The organism is Streptomyces sp. NPDC002004, from assembly GCF_053593975.1.
In genome coordinates, this window is the sequence record NZ_JBSFDP010000023.1 from 58088 (window position 1) to 75014 (window position 16927).

Here is a 16927-nt window from a genome sequence, read left to right on the forward strand (position 1 = left end):
AGTCAATCCTGGGGATTTCTCGCCCGACCCAAGGTGTAGCTTGGATCCTTGTGACCCTTGACGACCTGCGGGTGTTCGTCGCCGTGTGCCGGGCGGGCAGCCTCAGCGCCGTGGCCCGGGAACTGTCCTGCACGCAGTCGGCCGTGAGCCAGCACGTGAAGCGGCTGGAGCGGGAGACCGGCATGAGCCTGCTGGAGCGCCAGCCGCGCGGCGTCGTGCCCACCGCGGCGGGGCGCATCCTGTGCGATGCCGCCGCCGAGGGGATCGCGGGGCTCGACTGTGCGCTGCGCCGGCTCGGGGATCTGGAGAGCGGCGAGAGCGGCTCGGTGCGGATCGCGACCGGCGGGACGACCGTGCGGCACTTCATGGCCGAGGCGATCGTGTCCTTCCGCCGCCGGTACCCCGGGGTGAGCCTCGAGTTCCGGACCGAGGCCTCGAGCCGCAGCTGTCTCGACTCACTCCTCGCGGGCGACCCGGACCTGGCCTGGATCACCATCGGCGGCCCGGTGCGCGGCATCGAACAACGCACCGTCGTCGAGCTGCCCTGGGTGCTGGCCGTACGGGCCGACGACCCGCTCGCCGACCGGGCGCACATCGAGGTGTCCGACCTCATGGACATCCGCCTCGTGCGACTGCCCCCGAACTCCACGTCCGGCGCCCATCTGGAGACGGCCTTCGTCGACCTGGGCATCCGCGCCGACTCGGACACGAGCGTCGCCGACTGGGACACCGCCATGCTGCTCGCCGAACTCGGCCTGGGCCACACCGTCGTACCCGACCTGCCCGGCCGGCCGGCATCCGGCGGCGGGCCGCTGCGCCTGCTGCCCATTCCGGCGCTGCCACCGCTGCCGGTCGGCTGGGCCGTACGCCGCTGGGACGCGTTGTCCCCGCTCGCCAGAGCCTTCGCCGACACCGTCGCCGGCAGCCTGGTGCGCTGGTCCGCGACCTCGGGGGCCGCGGGCGACGGGCTCGAAGCCGGGCGTTGATCACCGCCGGTACCGGTCCTGGACGAAACGGCTACGGGGCGGGCCGGTCACGCCAGACGCTCCTCGGCCTCGGCGAGGATCTCCGTGACGCGCAGTCCGAACCGCGCGTCGCAGGCGTGCGCGTCCCCGGCCCGTACCGCCCCTGCCAGCGCGTCGACCGCGGACCGGAACGCACCGACGGCGTCACCGCCCACGGGCATGACCACCCTTCCCCGCTCCCCCGCCAGTTCGACCGACGCACCGGCCGCCGCCCGCGGCGCGCTCAGGCCGAGGGTGGCCGTGCTCGACGCCCCTGACGTGTGCCGCAGCACCAGGTGCACGGTGTCCGCCGGGCCGCGCAGTGCCGTCACGGCGGTGACATCACCGAGCACCGGCAGCAGGACGGACAGGGCATGCGGGCCGACGTCCCACAGCCCGCCCTTCTCGCCCCGCCAGGGCGAAGCCGCGTACGGACTCGTGGAGTCCGCCGCGTAGAGGGAGCCGAGCCACTGGGCGTGGGCCGTGAGCCAGCCGCCCGCCGCGGCCTGCTCCGCGACCCAGGGCGCCGTGACCGCGGCGAACCGGAGCGTGCAGAAGACGATCGACGCGACGCCCGTCCGCTCGGCGGCCGTCACGATCTCGCGTGCGGCGGCGACGGTCGTCGCCACGGGCTTGTCCAGCAGCAGATGCCGTCCCGCCGCGGCCGCCCGGGCCGCGAGCGGCGCCTGCACATCCGGCGGCAGGGCGAACGCGACGGCGTCGCTCGCCTCGATGAGGGCGTCCGCGTCGTCGTACGCGGTCACGCCGTGGGCCGCCGCGAGCGCCGCGGCCGCCTCCGGGCGGCGCCCCCACACGCCGGTGAACTCGACGTCGGGGTGGGCGGCGAGTGCGGGGGCCTGGGTGCCGGCGGCCCAGGGGCCGGTACCGAGAAGTCCTGTGCGCAGCTTGGTCATGCCGCCCAGTCTCCCCACCCGCGATGACTCCGGCGGCACAACAGGCATGGAAGGGAGGGAGGGCAGGGAAGAATCCAGGGAGAAGGAGTGCATGAAAAAGCGACCGGCCGGGCGTGCCCAAGGCGCCCGGCCGGTCGATGGGTGACCCCCCGCGTGATGACGAGGGCCACCGCTTCCCCCACGGGACCTCAGGACTTCAGGACGTCGGCGTGGAGTGACCTGAAGTCCGTCGGCCGTCTCGGACCCCTCCGAAGGACGGTGTCGGCCCCTCAGAAGGAGAAGTTCCTCAGAAGGAGTAGAGAACGGAGTTGAAGGAGTCCTTGATGCAGTCGTTCGCGAAGGTGCGCTCGTAGGTGACGCGCGTTCCCCTCCACACGCCCTGCACGGTCACCACGACCGGGGCGTACTGACGGGTGCACAGGCCCCCGCTTCCGGTAGCGAGCGCGTCCAGGTCGCCGTTGACGCCGATCAGTTCGGCACAGGCGTCCTTGGCTGCGGGGTGGGTGCCCGATGCGGTCGGCGAACAGGTGAGGGTGACCGCGCGTTCGGGAGTCGCAGAGGCCGCCGTCTCCCCGTGGCCCACGGTGAGGACCAGGGACGAGGGGGCGTAGAGCGCGGCCGGCCCGGGGTGGGGCGCGGCGTTCGCGGTGCCGCTGAGAGGACCGCTGGCGGCTGCTGCGACGAGGGTGAGGGCAGCGGCCCAGCGGGCGGCTTTCGGCATTGTGTGCATCCTTCCGCTCAGGTGTGTGCCGGATCGGCGAGCGCGAGTCTGCCGAGTCCGCACCGGAAACACACATCGACCCCACGTGTTTCGGTAACCTTGGGTATTGAACCAGTGGCGTGAAGTAACGGAATTCGAACGCGTCCGCCCTGGAAACAAGCGTGTGCGAGGGTGGGGCACATGCCGCCTGGCCGAATTCCGGTCGCCCCGCAAACGGCTTGAAACCTTCCGATTGAGGGGGTCCCGTTCGTATACGGACGGGCCCGCACCCGCCGCGCACGCACCCCCTTCACACGCCTTCGGCGTCATTCCCTGCCGCGAATTTCCGCAAATCGGCAGTGAGTTGTTCCGCATGGGTGACGAACAGCCCGTGCCCTGCGTTCTCGTAGACCCTCAGGGTGCCGTCGGGCACGAGTTCCGCGGTGCGGCGGCCGGTCAGGTCGATCGGAGCCGAGACGTCGTGCGTGCCGTGCACGACGAGCACCGGAACATCGAGCCGCCGCAGTTCGGGAACCATGTCCAGGGTGACCAGAAGGTCCTGGAGCGCCGTGGCGGCCCGGGCCGTCGCACCGTGGCAGCGCCTGACGAGGTACTGCACGTAGGGGTCCGAGACGTGGTTGCCTGGCAGGTCGAGGGCGAAGAACGCCGCCGCACCCTCGGAGAAGAACGCCGAGCGGTCGCGGCCGAACTCCTCGTTCCCCGCTGCGATCACGGAGGGGTCCACACCGTCCGGATGGCCCTCCGAACGGGCCGGTCCGGGAACCATTCCCGCAATGATCGCGACCCGCGTCACCCGGTCACTGCCGTGCCTGCTCAGACAGCGGACGATCTCCGCGGTGCCGATCGAGTGGCCGACGAGCGTGACCTCGCGCAGATCGAGGTGGACGAGCAGGGCGTGCAGGTCGCCGGCGAGGGTGTCCAGGTCGAAGCCGTGCCACACGTCGTCGGAGCGACCGTGACCCCGGCGGTCCAGCCCGATGCAGCGGTACCCCTCCTGGGCCAGCGGGAGCATCTGGAACTCCCACATCTCCGTACCGAAGAAGGCGCTGTTGACGAAGACGACGACCTGACCGTCGGCCGGTCCGTAGTCGATGTAGTGCAGGCGGGTTCCGTCGGTGGTCGTGTCGAAGTACGGCATGTCGTCTCCCCGGACGTTGCTGCTGAGGTGGTGTGCCCTCATGCTGCCGAGAAGTCCGGGGGACGGTCGATTACCTCCCGGGTCATGACCGGACGGCCGTCCGGGGGTCACGGGCGGGGCCCGCGCCCCGCCCGTCGGCTCAGTAGCCCGCGCCGGCGAACTCCGTGCCGCACCAGCCGCAGTACCTCGCTCCCGGCTCGCCCCCGAGGTGCCCGCACTCCGGGCAGACGCGGGGCAGAGCACAGGCCGGTTCGCCCCCCTCCTGCTCGACGGCACGGCCGCCGATCCGCAGACCGGGGCGTCGCCGATGCACCGTCAGATACGCCAGCCCCTCGGGCCCGGCGAGCAGCCCGCGCCGCGATCCCTGCGGCAGCCACGCCAGGGATCCGGGGCTCAGCGGCTCCCGGGCCGCCCCTCCGTCGAGGTACCCGTCGCCGTCCACGACGACGAGGACGACGTCCAGGTCGGGTTCCACGTGCGGGTCCACGGACGCGCCGGGCGGCAGCCGGATCAGGTTCGCATCGAGCTGTCTGCGGTCCTCGCTCAGCCGCCACAGCGCACCGCCGAGGTCCTCGGGCGCCGCGGCGAGGCGGGCGTCCAGGGCCGCCAGAACGCGGGCCCCTCCCTGGGGAGCTGCCGGAGACGAGTGCGCCAAGAGTGCCTCCCGATGGTTCGACGGGCCTGTGCGGCGCAGACCCGCCTCGATCCTACGGCGGCACCGGGCTCCTCCCCGCGGCCGCACCTGCCGCACCTGCGCTCCGTGCGCCCTCCCGCCCGGCACACTCCCGGCGAGCACCCCCTCACCCTGTGTGCGGGTCCGTGCGGTCCGGCAGCACGCCCGGACGGCCGCGGAAGGCCTCTTGCTACCATGGGTGGCTGCGAAGGGGAGTAGTCCCGAAACACCGGTCGGTCGACACACTGGCCACCCACCATCCGATGGGTGACCCGGCCACCGGGCCACGGCAGCCGTTCCGGGAACGGCTGCGGTGGTGGACGAGACCTTCGGCCAGGTATGACGCGCCCGCAGGCGGCGGCGTACACGTCGGTGACGTGGACCCGTACATCCGTGGGCGTCACCGTCGTGCCGGGCCGAGTGGTCCTCTCCTCGCCTCTCCGGGCGCGTACGGACCTCTGGGTCCGGCCCTCACAGAAAGCAAGCCACCCGGATGACTCTCGACCCCCTGGCGATCCTCACCGCCTTCGGGCTGATCTTTCTCGCCGAGCTCCCCGACAAGACGATGTTCGCGTCGCTCGCCATGGGCACCAGGATGCGACCCCTCTACGTCTGGTTCGGCACCTCCACGGCGTTCCTCGTGCACGTGGCGATCGCCGTCGGCGCCGGCGGCCTCATCGGACTGCTTCCGCACTGGACCGTGAAGGTGATCTCGGCGGCGCTGTTCGCGTTCGGCGCGTTCATGCTGCTGCGCGGCGGGGACGCCGACGGCGAGGACGAGGCCGGGGGCAGGACCGTCACGGGCTTCTGGCCCGTCTACACCACCGCGTTCATGGCCGTGTTCATCAGCGAGTGGGGTGACCTGACGCAGATCACCACGGCCAACCTCGCCGCCACCAACGGCATCGCATCCACGGCGATCGGGTCCGCCGCCGCGCTCATGACCGTGTCGGCGCTCGCCCTCGTCGTCGGCCGCTTCATCGCCAAGCGCGTCCCGTTGAAGACCGTCCAGCGGGTCGGCGGCCTGTGCATGCTGGGGCTGGCCGTCTGGTCCCTGTACGAGGCGATCGCGGGCTGACGCGGCGGCGCGGGGCAGGAGGCGGCTCCGGGCGGCCGGATCCGCGCGGGACGGCACGGAGAAACCCGAGGTCACGGAAAATCCCGAAGATCGTCGCCGTCCCGTACCGCGCCCCCGTCACACTGGGCACATGGACATCGCCAGGGCCGAGGCCTACCTGCGCCGCATCGACGTCGAACGACCCCCCGCAGCGACCGCTGAGGCGCTGCGGCAGCTGCATCTCGCCCATCTGCGGGCCGTGCCGTTCGAGAACCTGTCCATCCACCTGGGCCAGGACATCGTGCTCACCGAGGAGGCGCTGGTCGCCAAGGTGGTCGACGACCGGCGCGGCGGCTTCTGCTACGAGCTCAACGGCGCGTTCGCTGCGCTGCTGACCGCCCTCGGCTTCGAGGTGACCCTGCTCCAGGCCCGGGTGTACGGAGCGGAGGGCCGCCCCGGGATTCCGTACGACCACATGGCGCTGCGGGTCCGCACCGAGGACGGCGGGCTCTGGCTCGCCGACGTCGGGTTCGGCGCCCACAGCCACGCTCCGCTCGCCTTCGACGAGCGCGGTGACCAGGCCGACCCCGGCGGCACCTTCCGGATCACGGACGCACCGCACGGCGACCTGGACGTGATCAAGGACGGTGCTCCGGAGTATCTGCTCGACCGACGCCCCCGAGAACTGGGCGACTTCACGGTGGGCGCCTGGTACCACCGCACCTCCCCCGACTCGCACTTCACCCGCTCCCTGGTCTGCTCCCGGCTCACCGGAGCCGGCCGCATCACGCTCAGCGGACACACCCTCACCACCACCGCCGCCGACGGACGTCGCGAGCAGACGGAACTGACCACCGACGCCGAAGTCCTCGCCGCCTACGACAAGCACTTCGGGATCACGCTGGACGAGGTGCCCGTGGTGCGGCCACTACAGCGACCCGGATGCGGCGGATGAGCAGGGGTGCCGGTCCGCACGAGACGCGCGCAGGAGACGGAACCCGCACGGGAGCCGGCCCGGGAGGGGTCAGCCCGGAAGCGGAGGCGGACGCGGGCGAGCCCCGGTCCGGGGCTGGAGCCGGTCCGGACGGGGCGCCGAGGCGGCAGCCGGGGCGGCGCGGGCTGCTCGGCGGGGCGTTCGCGGTGGCCGCGGGTGCGGTGATCGGGCCGTCCGCGGGGCAGGCTCCCGCGCCCGTCTCCCGGCCCGGCGAGGACACGGCAACGCCTCCCCGTGGGCACGCCGGGGATCCGCACCGCCCCAGGCGCCTGTACCTCGGCACCTACACCTCCGTCGACGGCGGCGGCAGCGGGATCGGGCTCGCCGCGTACGACGAGGCCACCGGGCGGATCACGGGCGCCGGAACGCTTCCCGGGGTGGCGGATCCGTCGTTCCTCGCGGTACACCCGGACGGGCGCACGCTCTACGCCGTCGACGAGCGCTCACCCGGCGCCGTGACCGCCGTGTCCGTCGCGGGACCGGGGCGGCCGCGGGTACTGGGGAGCGAGGACACCGGGGGCGACGGCCCGTGCCATCTGTCCGTGCACCCGAGCGGCCGCTGGCTCCTCAGCGCGAACTACCTCTCCGGAAGCGTCGCCGTGCACCCCATCGGCGGCTCGGGGGCGCCGGGCGGCCGAACGGACGTCGTGACGCACTCGGAACCGCCGCCCGGCCCCGGACAGGACGGCCCGCACGCCCACCAGATCGTCACCGCACCGGACGGCGGCCACGTCCTCGCCGTCGACCTCGGCACCGACACCGTGTACACCTACCGCCTCGACACGGGAACGGGCCGGCTCGCCCCGGTCTCGCGCGCACGGCTGCGGCCCGGATCCGGGCCGCGCCACCTCACCTTTCACCCGTCCGGGCGCTTCGCCTACCTCGCCGACGAGGTGGACGACACCGTCGTCGTCTGCGCCTACGAGCCGTCGACCGGCCGCCTCACACCCGGTGCGCCGCAGCCGACGGGTGCAGGGGCGGGGCCCGGGACGAACTATCCGGCGCAGCTGCTCGTCACCCGCGACGGCCGGTTCGCCTATCTCGCCAACCGCGGTCACAACAGTCTGTCCCGGTACGCCGTCGAGGCGGGCGGGGCTCGGCTGCGCCTGCTCGACACGGTGCCAGTGGGCGGCGACTTCCCCCGCCACATCGCGTTCTCGCCCTCGCAGCAGCTGCTGTTCGCGGCGAACCAGAAGTCGGGCACGGTCAGTGTGTTCCACGTCGACCGCGTCAGCGGTGAACTGCGGCTCGCGGGCAAGCCGTTCGCGGCGCCCATGGCGGTGTGCACGCTCCCGCTGTAACGGCCGGGCCCGCCCGTCCCGTACCACGGACACACCGTCCGCCATGCGGCCCGTCGCCGCCTGCGCGACGCTGGAGGCGTTGCACGCACCCCGTCGTGCCCGTCAAGTCCCGCAGGAGGTGGCCGCGGTGGAACCCGTCGAGGCACTCGACAGGATCGCGTTCCTGCTGGAACGGAGCATGGCGCCCACCTACCGGGTGCGGGCCTTCCGCACGGCCGCGGCAGTGATCGAGGCGATGGACGCGGAGGAGGTCTCACGACGCGCCGCCGCGGGCTCGTGGGCCGATGTGAAGGGCGTCGGCCCGAAGACGGGGCAGGTCGTGCGGGAGGCCCTGGCCGGCCGGGTCCCGGCCTATCTGGAAGGGCTCGAGAAGGAGGCCGGCGGGCCCCCGGCCGAGGGCGGCGAGCGGCTGCGGGCCCTGCTGCGCGGTGACTGCCATCTGCACTCCGACTGGTCCGACGGCGGCAGCCCCATCGAGGTGATGGGGCGGACCGCGGCGCGTCTGGGCCACGAGTGGGCGGTGCTCACCGACCACTCTCCCCGGCTGACCGTCGCCAACGGTCTGTCCCCGGAGCGGTTGCGCCGCCAGCTGGACGTGATCGCCGAACTCAACGCCGGGTGGGCGCCGTTCCGGCTGCTCACCGGTATCGAGTGCGACATCCTCGACGACGGCTCCCTCGACCAGGAGCCGGAGCTGCTGGACCGGCTCGACGTGGTGGTCGTGTCGGTGCACTCCAAGCTGGCCATGGACGCGTCGAGCATGACCCGGCGCATGATCAACGCGGTGCGGCATCCGCGGGCCAATGTGCTCGGCCACTGCACGGGCCGGCTGGTGACCGGGGAACGGGGGCGGCGGCCCGAGTCCGCGTTCGACGCCGACGCGGTGTTCGCCGCCTGCGCCGATTCGGACACCGCCGTGGAGATCAACAGCCGCCCCGAGCGGCTGGACCCGCCCCGGCGCCTGCTGCGCAGGGCGGTCGCGGCGGGCACCCTCTTCGCCGTCGACACGGACGCGCACGCACCCGGCCAGCTCGACTGGCAGGCTATCGGCTGCGCCCGGGCCGAGGAGTGCGAGGTGCCCGCCGAACGCGTCGTCAACACCTGGGCGGCCGATGAGCTGCTGGCCTGGTCACGTGCGGGGGTGTGAGGAGCCCGGCGGGACCACGGCGCACCACCGTTTTACCGTCGAGTAATATCCGCCGCAGACCGATCAGGGGATCGATCAGGAGTCGCGGACCCGCGGACGCGGAGTGCCGCACGGCGGAGAGGGGCCGGACGATGAAGGCCGGTGACAAGGTCGAGGACTTCACACTGCCCGACGAGACGGGGACCCCGCGGTCGCTGTCGGGGCTGCTCCAGGACGGCCCCGTGGTGCTGTTCTTCTACCCGGCCGCGCTGACCCCCGGCTGCACCGCCGAGGCCTGCCACTTCCGCGACCTCGCCGCGGAGTTCCGCGCGGTCGGGGCGCAGCCGGTGGGCATCAGCGCTGACGGCGTGGACAAGCAGCAGGAGTTCGCCGACCGCCACTCGTTCGGCTTCCCGCTGCTCTCCGACCCGGAGGGGACCGTGCGTGACCGGTTCGGCGTGAAGCGTGGCTTCTCGCTGGCACCCACGAAGCGGGTCACGTTCGTGATCGGCACCGACCGGACGGTGCTCGATGTGGTGCGCAGCGAGATCCGGATGAGCGCGCACGCGGACCGCGCCCTGGAGACCCTCCGCGCCCACCGGGGCTGATCCACCGCTGCCGCCCGGGCCCGCGTCGGCCGGACACGGCCCGGGGCCCGGACGGTGAAGGCGCCGCCCTGCGGCCCACTGCCACTCCCGCTGTGCCTGCGCCTGCGGCCACGACGCCGTGGCGCCCCTACGCCGTCGCGGGCACCGACGCGAACTCGGCGAGCACGGCCTCGCAGAACGTCTTCAGGTCGGCCGGCCTGCGGCTGGTGATCAGCGCGTTCGGCCCGTCCCGGTCGACCACCACCTCCTGGTCGACCCAGGTGCCGCCCGCGTTGCGGATGTCGGTGCGCAGGCTGGGCCACGAGGTGAGCGTCCGGCCGCGTACGACATCCGCCTCGACGAGCAGCCACGGTGCGTGGCAGATCGCGGCGACGGGCTTCCCGGCGGCGAAAAAGCCCTTCGTGAAGGCGACGGCCCGCTTGTCCATCCGCAGGAAGTCGGGGTTGGCGACGCCGCCGGGCAGCACCAGGCCGGCGTACTCGGCGACGCGGACGGCGTCGAGGGCGTGGTCCACGGGGAAGCCGCCGGCCGGATCCAGGTGGTGGAACGCACGGATCTGACCGGACGTGGTGGAGATCAGTTCGGGCAGGCCGCCGATCTGCCGCACGCCCCGCCACGGCTCGGTCAGCTCGACCTGTTCGACACCATCGGGGGCCACCAGGAAAGCGATACGCATGGCACGGCTCCCTTCTCACGTGCGCGTATGTGCCGTTCCGGGCTCCGGGTACCCCGGTGGCCCCCGCTCTCACCCTCCGAAGAGGCCGGGTCGTCCTCAGCCCGCGTAGACGTCCTCCACGTAGCGCCCCTCCGCGACCAGCTCCTTGAGCCAGGTCTCGGCGGCCCCGGCGTCGGCACCCGGGGTGCGGTCCCGGAAGAGGGTCCGGAAGGCGTCCCGTACGCCGGGCGCCATGCGGGCGCCGTCGCCGCACACGTACACCCGGGCACCGTCCGTGAGGAGCGCCCAGACCTCGTCCGCGTCGGCCGCGATCCGGTGCTGGACGAAGGACACGCCGTCCGTGGGCGCGTCGCTGAACGCGGGGCGCACCCGGACCGCTCCGGCCGCTTCGGCGGCGTGCAGCTCGGCGGCGTGCAGGAAGTCCCCGTCGGGGTGGTCGCAGCCGAAGTACAGCAGCGCCGGGGCGAGCGCGGCGCCGTCCGCGACGAGCGCACCGCGGTCGGCGACGGCGCCGCGGAACGGGGCGAGACCCGTACCCGCACCGATCATGATCACCGGGGTGTCGGTGTCATGGGCGATCCGGAAGTCCTCGCGGCACGGCTGGACGCGCGCCAGGACCGTGTCGCCCGGGCGCACCGCGGCGAGGTGGCCGGAACCCGCGCCCCGGAAGCGTCCACGGCCCGAGCGGGCCGGGCCCTCCAGCAGCGACACCATCAGGTCGACGTGGCCGGGCCGGACGGAGGGCGACGAGGAGACCGAGTAGTGGCGGGGCCGCAGCGGCGGCAGCAGCCCGAGCAGCAGCTGCCAGTCGAGCGCTCCGCGCAGGGCGGGGTGGTCCTCGACGAGTTCGACGAGGCTGCGCGGGTCGTCCTCGGGGAGCGCGCCGAGCGCGGCCCGCTCCGGCGGGCAGGGGTTGGCCGCGGCCAGCAGGGCCACCTGCCGCGGGGTCGGCCGGTCCGCCAGCTCGACGTGATGCCTGAGCAGTTCGCGTACGGTCAGGGGCCGGTCGACGGCCGGGCCGTCCCGGCGGGGGCGCCGCGCCCGGATGTCCAGCACGGTGTCGAGTGCGACGCCGAACGCCGCGGCGGCCCGCTCGACGAGCGCGGAGGCGTTGACCGGCAGCACGGTCAGGTGGTCGCCGGTGCGATAGCCGCCGCCCTCGGGCAGTTCCACCCGCAGGAACCGCTTCGTCCGCGGGTGCCCGGGAGCCGTGAGGTCGTGCGCGTCGGTGACCTTCATGGACACCAGTCCGTGGCGCGCGGCTACGGCGTCGAGCGGGCCGCCGGTGAGCTCGCGCACGTCGTACGTGTCGTCGGCGTCCGCGGGGTGTGCGGCGTCCGTGGCCTCGGGGTCGCCGTACCGTTCGAGCAGGGCGGTGCGCAGCCGGGCCGTGAAGTCCCGTACGGTGCCGCCCATGTCGCCGGACGCGTCGGCGGCGGCCCGGTCGGTGAGCCGGGTCGCGCCGAGCTCGGCGAGGCGGTCGTCGAAGAAGGTGGGCACGTGCTGGTAGGTGGCGGCCCAGTTGCGGTCGCCGACGCCGAGGACGGCGTAGGTGACGTCGGCGGCGGTGCCGTCGGGGGCGTTGCGCAGCCAGGAAGCGAAGGCCGCGGCGTCGTCGGTGGGGCGGCCGTTGTAGGAGGCCGCGACGACGACGACCGGACGGTCGGCGGGAAGAGCGTCCGTGCCGGAGTCGAGCGGGGCGACGGCGGTGTCGCAGCCCAGCGCGGCGGCCTCGTCCGCGAGTTGCTCGGCGAGGCCCCGGCAGGTGCCGTAGTTGCTGCCGTGGAGCAGCAGCAGGCCGGTGCCGGGCCGGACCCTGGCGGGCAGCGCGTCGGTGCTCGCGCTCCGGCCCGAGGACAGGGGCGCGGCGGCGCCGGGCAGCGGGGTGTGCGTCCGGTCGCCGGTGGTGCGCGGGGCGAGCGCGAGCGTGAAGCCGTCGGGCTTCAGGGTGAGGGTCTCCTTGACCGTGAGCCGGTAGTCGGCGTGGTCGCTGAGCCGGTAGCGGTGCACGATCAGACCGAGCAGCATGGTGGCCTCGTGCAGCGCGAACTGCCGCCCGATGCAAGCGCGTTCGCCGGTGCCGAAGGGCTTGAAGGCGTGCGGCGAGCGCGCGGCCTCCGCCTCCGGGGTGAAGCGGGACGGGTCGAACAGTCCGGGGTTGTCACCCCAGACGGGCTGCCGGTGCAGCATCGGGGTGAGCACCGTCACGCCCTGCCCCGCCTTCAGCGGGATGCGCCCGCCGAGCAGTGTGTCCTCGCGCGCCTGGCGGCTGAAGGCGGCGGCGGTCGGCCACAGCCTCAGCGCTTCGTTGAGGACCTGCCGGGTGTACGTGAGCCGGCCCACCTCCTCGAACGTCGGCTCGGGGTCGGCGGCGCCGCCCCACAGCGCGTCCACCTCGCGCCGTACGAGCTCCAGCGCGACGGGGTGCTTCGCCAGGTAGTACAGCGCGAACGACATGGCGCCCGACGTGGTCTCGTGGCCCGCGATGAGGAACGTGATGACCTGGTTGCGGATGTTGGCGGTGTCGAGGGCGCTGCCGTCGGGGTGGCGGGCGGTCAGCATCAGCCCGAGCAGGTCCTCGGCGGGGCCTTCGGCGTCCGCCGCGTCGGTGCGGGCCGTGATGACCTCGTCGACGACCTGCGACAGGTAGCCGGCGTCGGCGCGGAAGGCCGCGTCCGCGGCCGCGTGGTCCCCGCCGGGCGTGCGGCTGAGCCGCTTCATGCTCCATTCCAGGCAGCGGACCATGGACTCGACGAAGGGATGCGGCTCGGCGCTCCCGAAGGACCCGAAGTCGTAGCCGAAGCCGGCGAGGCCGATGGTGTCGAGCGTCATCCGGGTCATGTCCCCGGGCACGTCCACGGGGTGGCCGGCGGCGGCGTCGCGGTCCCAGGACTCCAGGAGCCGGCGGGCCACGCGCAGCATGACCGGGTGGTACGTCCGCATGGAGCCGAGCGCGAAGGCGGGCATCAGGATGTCATGGGCCCGGGCCCAGTTGGGTTCGTCGTTGTAGGCGGTGAACAGGCCGTCGGCGGTGAACTCGCGGACGTTCTCCAGGGCCGGTCCGACGTGCTTGGCGAACCGGGTCTCGTCGGCGAGTTCGGTGACCAGGTCCAGATCGCTCACGAAGAGGGCGTCGCGGCCGTGGAGGCGGCGCACGAAGGCGGACCCGTGGCGGCGGGTGAGTTCCATCGCCTGCTGGAGCGGGGTGGGACCCGGTCCGGTGGCGGTGATGTCGATCAGCGGAACGACGGCCGAGGCGTCCGGGAGCAGCGCGGTGTGGGGCATGGCGCGGCAACTGCCTTTCCTGGTAGGGACCTCGCTGTACGGAGGTCACTGCTCTCCAGCTTGGTCCCGATGCCCCGGCCGCCCACGCCGCGGGACTACATGATTGTGTAGTGGTGAACGACGCCCCGGGGTTGCCGCGGGGACGGTGCCGTGCCAGGGCGCTGCCGTCCCGTCCGGGGTCCAGCGCCCCGGAGTGCCGCAGACGGTCCGCGGGGCGGACTCGGGGAAACCTCAGGGAAAGGGGACGCCGATGTTCGACCAGGACGAGCCGCCGGCGGACGCCGTGGTGTGGCGCAACCGGGCCCTGCTCCTGTTCGACCGGGTCGCCGCGCCCATCGCGCTGTGCGACGCGCACGGTGCGATCCTGCTGGCGAACCCGGCGCTGGCCACCGAGTGGGGCATCCCGCCGGGGCGCCTGCAGGGCCGGAACATGCTCGACATGTTCCGGCCCGTGGAGGCGGCACAGGTGTGCCGCATCCGTGAGGCGCTGCGGCTGCGCCGCCGCTCCCGCTATCCGATCTCCGTGTCCTGGCAGGCCGCCGACGGCACCGAGCGCCACGGCGAGTTGGCGGTCGAGCCGGTCAGCGACAGCGTCGACGACGAGCCCGCCCTGCTGGTGCTGCTGCGCATGCTCGACACGCATGAGAGCCCCGCTGCCGCGGCTCCTGCGGCGAGTCCCGCCGAGGCCCGCATCCTCGCGCTGCTCGCCGGTGGCGCCACCACGGCCCGGGCCGCCCGGGAGACCGGCCTGACCACCGACGGCGTCACCTACCACCTGCGCCGTCTCACGCAGCGCTGGTCCGCCGCCAACCGTACGGAGCTGATCGCCCGCGCCTACGCCTACGGCGTGCTCATCCCCGGCGTATGGCCGCCGACAGTGGCACCTACGGCGCAGTGACGGTGTCGCGTACAGCGGCGCGGTGGCGCACTGGCGCAGGGACGGTGCCGGGGTGCAGCGGCACAGCGGCGGAGCCGCGGACAGCCGTCCCTCCCGGGGCCGGACTCCCCCGGGGCCCCGGAGAAATCTCCCTGCGGTCCCGCGCAGACCCGGTGGCGGACGGCGAACCGACGGCGCAGGTCCGATCGGGTGTCGTCACAGCGGGATCCGGTCCTCGGGACCGGTGACCGCGCGCCGACAGCAGTCCTGCCTCCGAGCGCGTCCGCAGGCCGCAGCGCCTGCACACCGGGCCGGCGGCCCGCGACGTCCGGCGGTACGCGGCAGCCGGGTGAGCCCGGAGGGCCGTTGCCCCGGGGCGCCGTGGGGGCCGAGGGCATCGGCCCCCACGGTGTCCGCGGTGCGTGGGTCCGGGGCGCGGACCACTCCGCCCGCGGGGACTGGGACAGGAGGCGGTCAGCGGGCCGAGGCCACCAGCGGATAGTGGTCGGAGAGGTTGGTGTACGTGTAGCTCTTGCCCCAGCTGCTCACGGTCCAGGGGGCCGTCTGCTCCTTGACGACCTCGTCGGTCCAACCGGCGGGCCGGGCGTGTCCCGCGCGGTGGAGGACGTAGTCCAGGTCCTCCCGCGGGTCGTCCGGATACCGGTAGTTGGCGATGGAGTTCTCCTGTGTGTCGAAGGAGTAGGGGTGCCCGGTGCGCGCGTCCGCGGCGACCAGGTCGGCGTCGGCGAGCATGGACGCGTACTCGGAGCTGCGCGAGTCGACGTTCATGTCGCCCGCGACGACGACCTCTTCCGACGCGGGAATGTTCTTGGCATCGAGGAACGCGTCGATCGCCTTGAACTGCTTGCTGCGGTCGGCCGCAGCCTCCCCGGCCCCGCAGCCCGAGTCGGTCGACTGCGCGTGGGTGCCGAGGATGTGCACCTTGGTGCCGTTCACGTCGAGGACCGCGTACACGAAGCCCTTGTTCGACCACCAGTCGGAGCCGCAGGCGTCCTTGTAGACGTACTGCTCCTTGTGGAGGATCGGCCACTTGCTCAGCAGCGTCACCCCTCCGTCCTCCGGGGTCATGGAGGAGTACGAGCCGCCGGTGGCGTCCCAGCCGGAGGTGCTGCGGCCCACGACGGGGGTCTGGTAGGGATAGGCCGCGGAGGCGTTCCGCTTCAGTGCGTCGGACGCGGAGTTGTCGAAGGCCTCCTGCAGGACGACGACGTCGTTGCCCTGGAAGAACGACGCCTTGGGGATCTCCGCGGCCCGGTGGTCCTGTCCCCAGTTCGGGTACAGGTTCTTGCTCATCAGAAAGGTGTTGTACGTGAGCACCTTCAGCGCGGGCGCCGCTTCGGCGGCGTGGGCGGCGGGCGCCGTGAGCGTGAACCCGGCCAGCGCGGCGGTCGCGGCCAGGGCCGCGCCGTTGATACGGCGGAGCGCGGAGTACGGCACAGGAACTCCCGTTTTCGGAGGGGGGTGTTGAGTGGTCGGCGCACATCCAAACAGCCGCAGTTACTTTTCGGTAGCCATCGGGTGCCGTTTTTCCGGCGCTCGCCCGTCGGACGTGCCAACTCGCACCCGGGCCTGCTCCGGGCAAGCATGGGAGAGCCCGCAGCATAAGGAGCCCGCATGCAGTCCCAGCCCGTCATCGCCGTCACCGGGGCCGGAGGCCGTGTCGGCGGTCTCGTCGCGCGCCGCCTCTCCACGGCTGGCGCCAGGCAGCGGCTGCTCGGCCGGAACCCGATGCGGCTGCCCGAGCTGCCGGGCGCGGTGAGCGCCCCGGGCGCGTCGTACGGCGACGGTGAGGCGGTGCGCCGTGCGGTCAACGGAGCCCACACCCTGTTCCTGGTGTCGGCGCACGAGGGCCCGGACCGGGTGCGCGACCACTACACGGTGGTGGACGCGGCGATCACGGCAGGTGTGGAGCGCATCGTGTACCTGTCGTACGTCGGGGCCTCGCCGGGTGCCACGTTCACCTTCGCGCGCGACCACTGGCACACGGAGCAGCACATCCGCGGGGCCGGAGTGCGGTTCACCTTCCTCCGGGACAACCACTACATGTCCGAGATCGCCCACATGGTCGGCGACGACGGTGTGCTGCGCGGTCCGGCGGGCAAGGGCAGGATCGCCGCGGTGGCGCACGAGGACGTCGCGCACTCGGCCGCGGCGGTGCTCCTCGACGAGAGCGGACACGACGGCCGTACCTACGACCTCACGGGGCCGGAGGCGTTCACCTTCGCGGAGGCGGCGGACGAGCTGAGCCACTTCTGCGGGCGGCCGGTCGACTACGTCCCCGAGACACGCGCCGAGGCCTATGCGTCACGGGAGAGGTTCGGCGCGCCCGAGTGGGAGGTGACGGGGTGGGTCACCTCGTACGAGGCGATCGCCGCCGGTGAGATGGCCGCGGTGTCGGACGCCGTACCGCGGCTGACGGGCGGGCGGGCCCGGACGCTGCGCGAGTTCCTGCGGGACCACCCGGAGAACTACGCGCGGTTGATGGCGGAGAGGTGAGCCGAGCGGAGCACATGCCGTTCGGCGGCCCGGTCG

The 16927-nt window shown here is 73.1% G+C and carries 15 protein-coding genes; 8 read left to right on the forward strand and 7 right to left on the reverse strand.

Annotated features, from left to right (window positions below):
• The first annotated feature begins 50 nt into the window (after nt 1-50).
• Nucleotides 51-986: a LysR family transcriptional regulator gene (locus tag ACWCP6_RS26770; protein ID WP_450935112.1), complete on the forward strand. Its 936-nt coding sequence runs from the start codon at nt 51-53 to the stop codon at nt 984-986.
• A 47-nt stretch (nt 987-1033) separates the two neighbouring features.
• Here the strand turns inward: ACWCP6_RS26770 and ACWCP6_RS26775 are convergent, their stop codons facing one another.
• From ACWCP6_RS26775 to ACWCP6_RS26790, 4 genes are all read right to left on the reverse strand, one after another.
• Nucleotides 1034-1918 (reverse strand): Gfo/Idh/MocA family protein, encoded by an 885-nt coding sequence (locus tag ACWCP6_RS26775; RefSeq protein ID WP_450935113.1) that lies wholly within the window; start codon nt 1916-1918, stop codon nt 1034-1036.
• Nucleotides 1919-2204: 286 nt separating this feature from the next.
• A complete protein-coding gene (locus ACWCP6_RS26780) occupies nt 2205-2639 on the reverse strand; it encodes a subtilase-type protease inhibitor (RefSeq protein ID WP_450935114.1) in 435 nt (144 codons plus the stop codon).
• A gap of 289 nt (nt 2640-2928) precedes the next feature.
• A complete protein-coding gene (locus ACWCP6_RS26785; protein ID WP_450935115.1) occupies nt 2929-3777 on the reverse strand; it encodes an alpha/beta fold hydrolase in 849 nt (282 codons plus the stop codon).
• Nucleotides 3778-3916: 139 nt separating this feature from the next.
• Nucleotides 3917-4432 (reverse strand): hypothetical protein, encoded by a 516-nt coding sequence (locus ACWCP6_RS26790; protein ID WP_450935116.1) that lies wholly within the window; start codon nt 4430-4432, stop codon nt 3917-3919.
• Nucleotides 4433-4943: 511 nt separating this feature from the next.
• Here ACWCP6_RS26790 and ACWCP6_RS26795 point away from each other — a divergent pair.
• The 5 genes from ACWCP6_RS26795 (at nt 4944) to ACWCP6_RS26815 (ending at nt 9536) form a co-directional block, all read left to right on the forward strand.
• A complete protein-coding gene (locus ACWCP6_RS26795) occupies nt 4944-5528 on the forward strand; it encodes a TMEM165/GDT1 family protein (RefSeq protein ID WP_450935117.1) in 585 nt (194 codons plus the stop codon).
• Nucleotides 5529-5658: 130 nt separating this feature from the next.
• Nucleotides 5659-6462, forward strand: a complete 804-nt coding sequence (locus ACWCP6_RS26800; protein WP_450935118.1) for an arylamine N-acetyltransferase family protein — start codon at nt 5659-5661, stop codon at nt 6460-6462.
• Complete coding sequence (locus ACWCP6_RS26805) at nt 6459-7802, forward strand: lactonase family protein (protein ID WP_450935119.1); 1344 nt, start codon at nt 6459-6461, stop codon at nt 7800-7802. The genes ACWCP6_RS26800 and ACWCP6_RS26805 overlap by 4 nt, the downstream gene beginning before the upstream one ends.
• Nucleotides 7803-7929: 127 nt before the next feature.
• Entirely contained in the window at nt 7930-8949 is a 1020-nt protein-coding gene (locus ACWCP6_RS26810; protein ID WP_450935160.1) for a PHP domain-containing protein, read from the forward strand.
• Between the two features lie 131 nt (nt 8950-9080).
• Complete coding sequence (locus tag ACWCP6_RS26815; RefSeq protein WP_450935120.1) at nt 9081-9536, forward strand: peroxiredoxin; 456 nt, start codon at nt 9081-9083, stop codon at nt 9534-9536.
• Nucleotides 9537-9663: 127 nt separating this feature from the next.
• On the opposite strand, the gene ACWCP6_RS26820 is transcribed toward ACWCP6_RS26815, so the two are convergent.
• Nucleotides 9664-10212, reverse strand: a complete 549-nt coding sequence (locus ACWCP6_RS26820) for a type 1 glutamine amidotransferase domain-containing protein (protein WP_450935121.1) — start codon at nt 10210-10212, stop codon at nt 9664-9666.
• Nucleotides 10213-10308: 96 nt separating this feature from the next.
• Complete coding sequence (locus tag ACWCP6_RS26825) at nt 10309-13497, reverse strand: cytochrome P450 (protein ID WP_450935122.1); 3189 nt, start codon at nt 13495-13497, stop codon at nt 10309-10311.
• Between the two features lie 250 nt (nt 13498-13747).
• On the opposite strand from ACWCP6_RS26825, the gene ACWCP6_RS26830 reads away from it, so the two are divergent.
• Entirely contained in the window at nt 13748-14395 is a 648-nt protein-coding gene (locus ACWCP6_RS26830; RefSeq protein ID WP_450935123.1) for a PAS domain S-box protein, read from the forward strand.
• A gap of 453 nt (nt 14396-14848) precedes the next feature.
• Here the strand turns inward: ACWCP6_RS26830 and sph are convergent, their stop codons facing one another.
• Nucleotides 14849-15832 carry a sphingomyelin phosphodiesterase gene (gene sph, locus ACWCP6_RS26835; protein ID WP_450935124.1) on the reverse strand — a complete coding sequence of 328 codons (984 nt, stop codon included), beginning with the start codon at nt 15830-15832 and terminating at the stop codon, nt 14849-14851.
• A 177-nt stretch (nt 15833-16009) separates the two neighbouring features.
• Between sph and ACWCP6_RS26840 the strand changes: the two genes are divergently transcribed.
• Nucleotides 16010-16891 carry an SDR family oxidoreductase gene (locus tag ACWCP6_RS26840; protein WP_450935125.1) on the forward strand — a complete coding sequence of 294 codons (882 nt, stop codon included), beginning with the start codon at nt 16010-16012 and terminating at the stop codon, nt 16889-16891.
• Nucleotides 16892-16927 lie beyond the last annotated feature (36 nt).

Excerpts from the sequence above, each read along its gene's own strand:
- ACWCP6_RS26775 (WP_450935113.1), bottom strand. The coding sequence starts at position 1,918 with ATGACCAAGCTGCGCACAGGACTTCTCGGTACCGGCCCCTGGGCCGCC.
- ACWCP6_RS26780 (WP_450935114.1), bottom strand. The coding sequence starts at position 2,639 with ATGCCGAAAGCCGCCCGCTGGGCCGCTGCCCTCACCCTCGTCGCAGCA.
- ACWCP6_RS26785 (WP_450935115.1), bottom strand. The coding sequence starts at position 3,777 with ATGCCGTACTTCGACACGACCACCGACGGAACCCGCCTGCACTACATC.
- ACWCP6_RS26795 (WP_450935117.1), top strand. The coding sequence starts at position 4,944 with ATGACTCTCGACCCCCTGGCGATCCTCACCGCCTTCGGGCTGATCTTT.
- ACWCP6_RS26800 (WP_450935118.1), top strand. The coding sequence starts at position 5,659 with ATGGACATCGCCAGGGCCGAGGCCTACCTGCGCCGCATCGACGTCGAA.
- ACWCP6_RS26805 (WP_450935119.1), top strand. The coding sequence starts at position 6,459 with ATGAGCAGGGGTGCCGGTCCGCACGAGACGCGCGCAGGAGACGGAACC.
- ACWCP6_RS26815 (WP_450935120.1), top strand. The coding sequence starts at position 9,081 with ATGAAGGCCGGTGACAAGGTCGAGGACTTCACACTGCCCGACGAGACG.
- ACWCP6_RS26820 (WP_450935121.1), bottom strand. The coding sequence starts at position 10,212 with ATGCGTATCGCTTTCCTGGTGGCCCCCGATGGTGTCGAACAGGTCGAG.
- ACWCP6_RS26825 (WP_450935122.1), bottom strand. The coding sequence starts at position 13,497 with ATGCCCCACACCGCGCTGCTCCCGGACGCCTCGGCCGTCGTTCCGCTG.
- ACWCP6_RS26830 (WP_450935123.1), top strand. The coding sequence starts at position 13,748 with ATGTTCGACCAGGACGAGCCGCCGGCGGACGCCGTGGTGTGGCGCAAC.
- ACWCP6_RS26840 (WP_450935125.1), top strand. The coding sequence starts at position 16,010 with ATGCAGTCCCAGCCCGTCATCGCCGTCACCGGGGCCGGAGGCCGTGTC.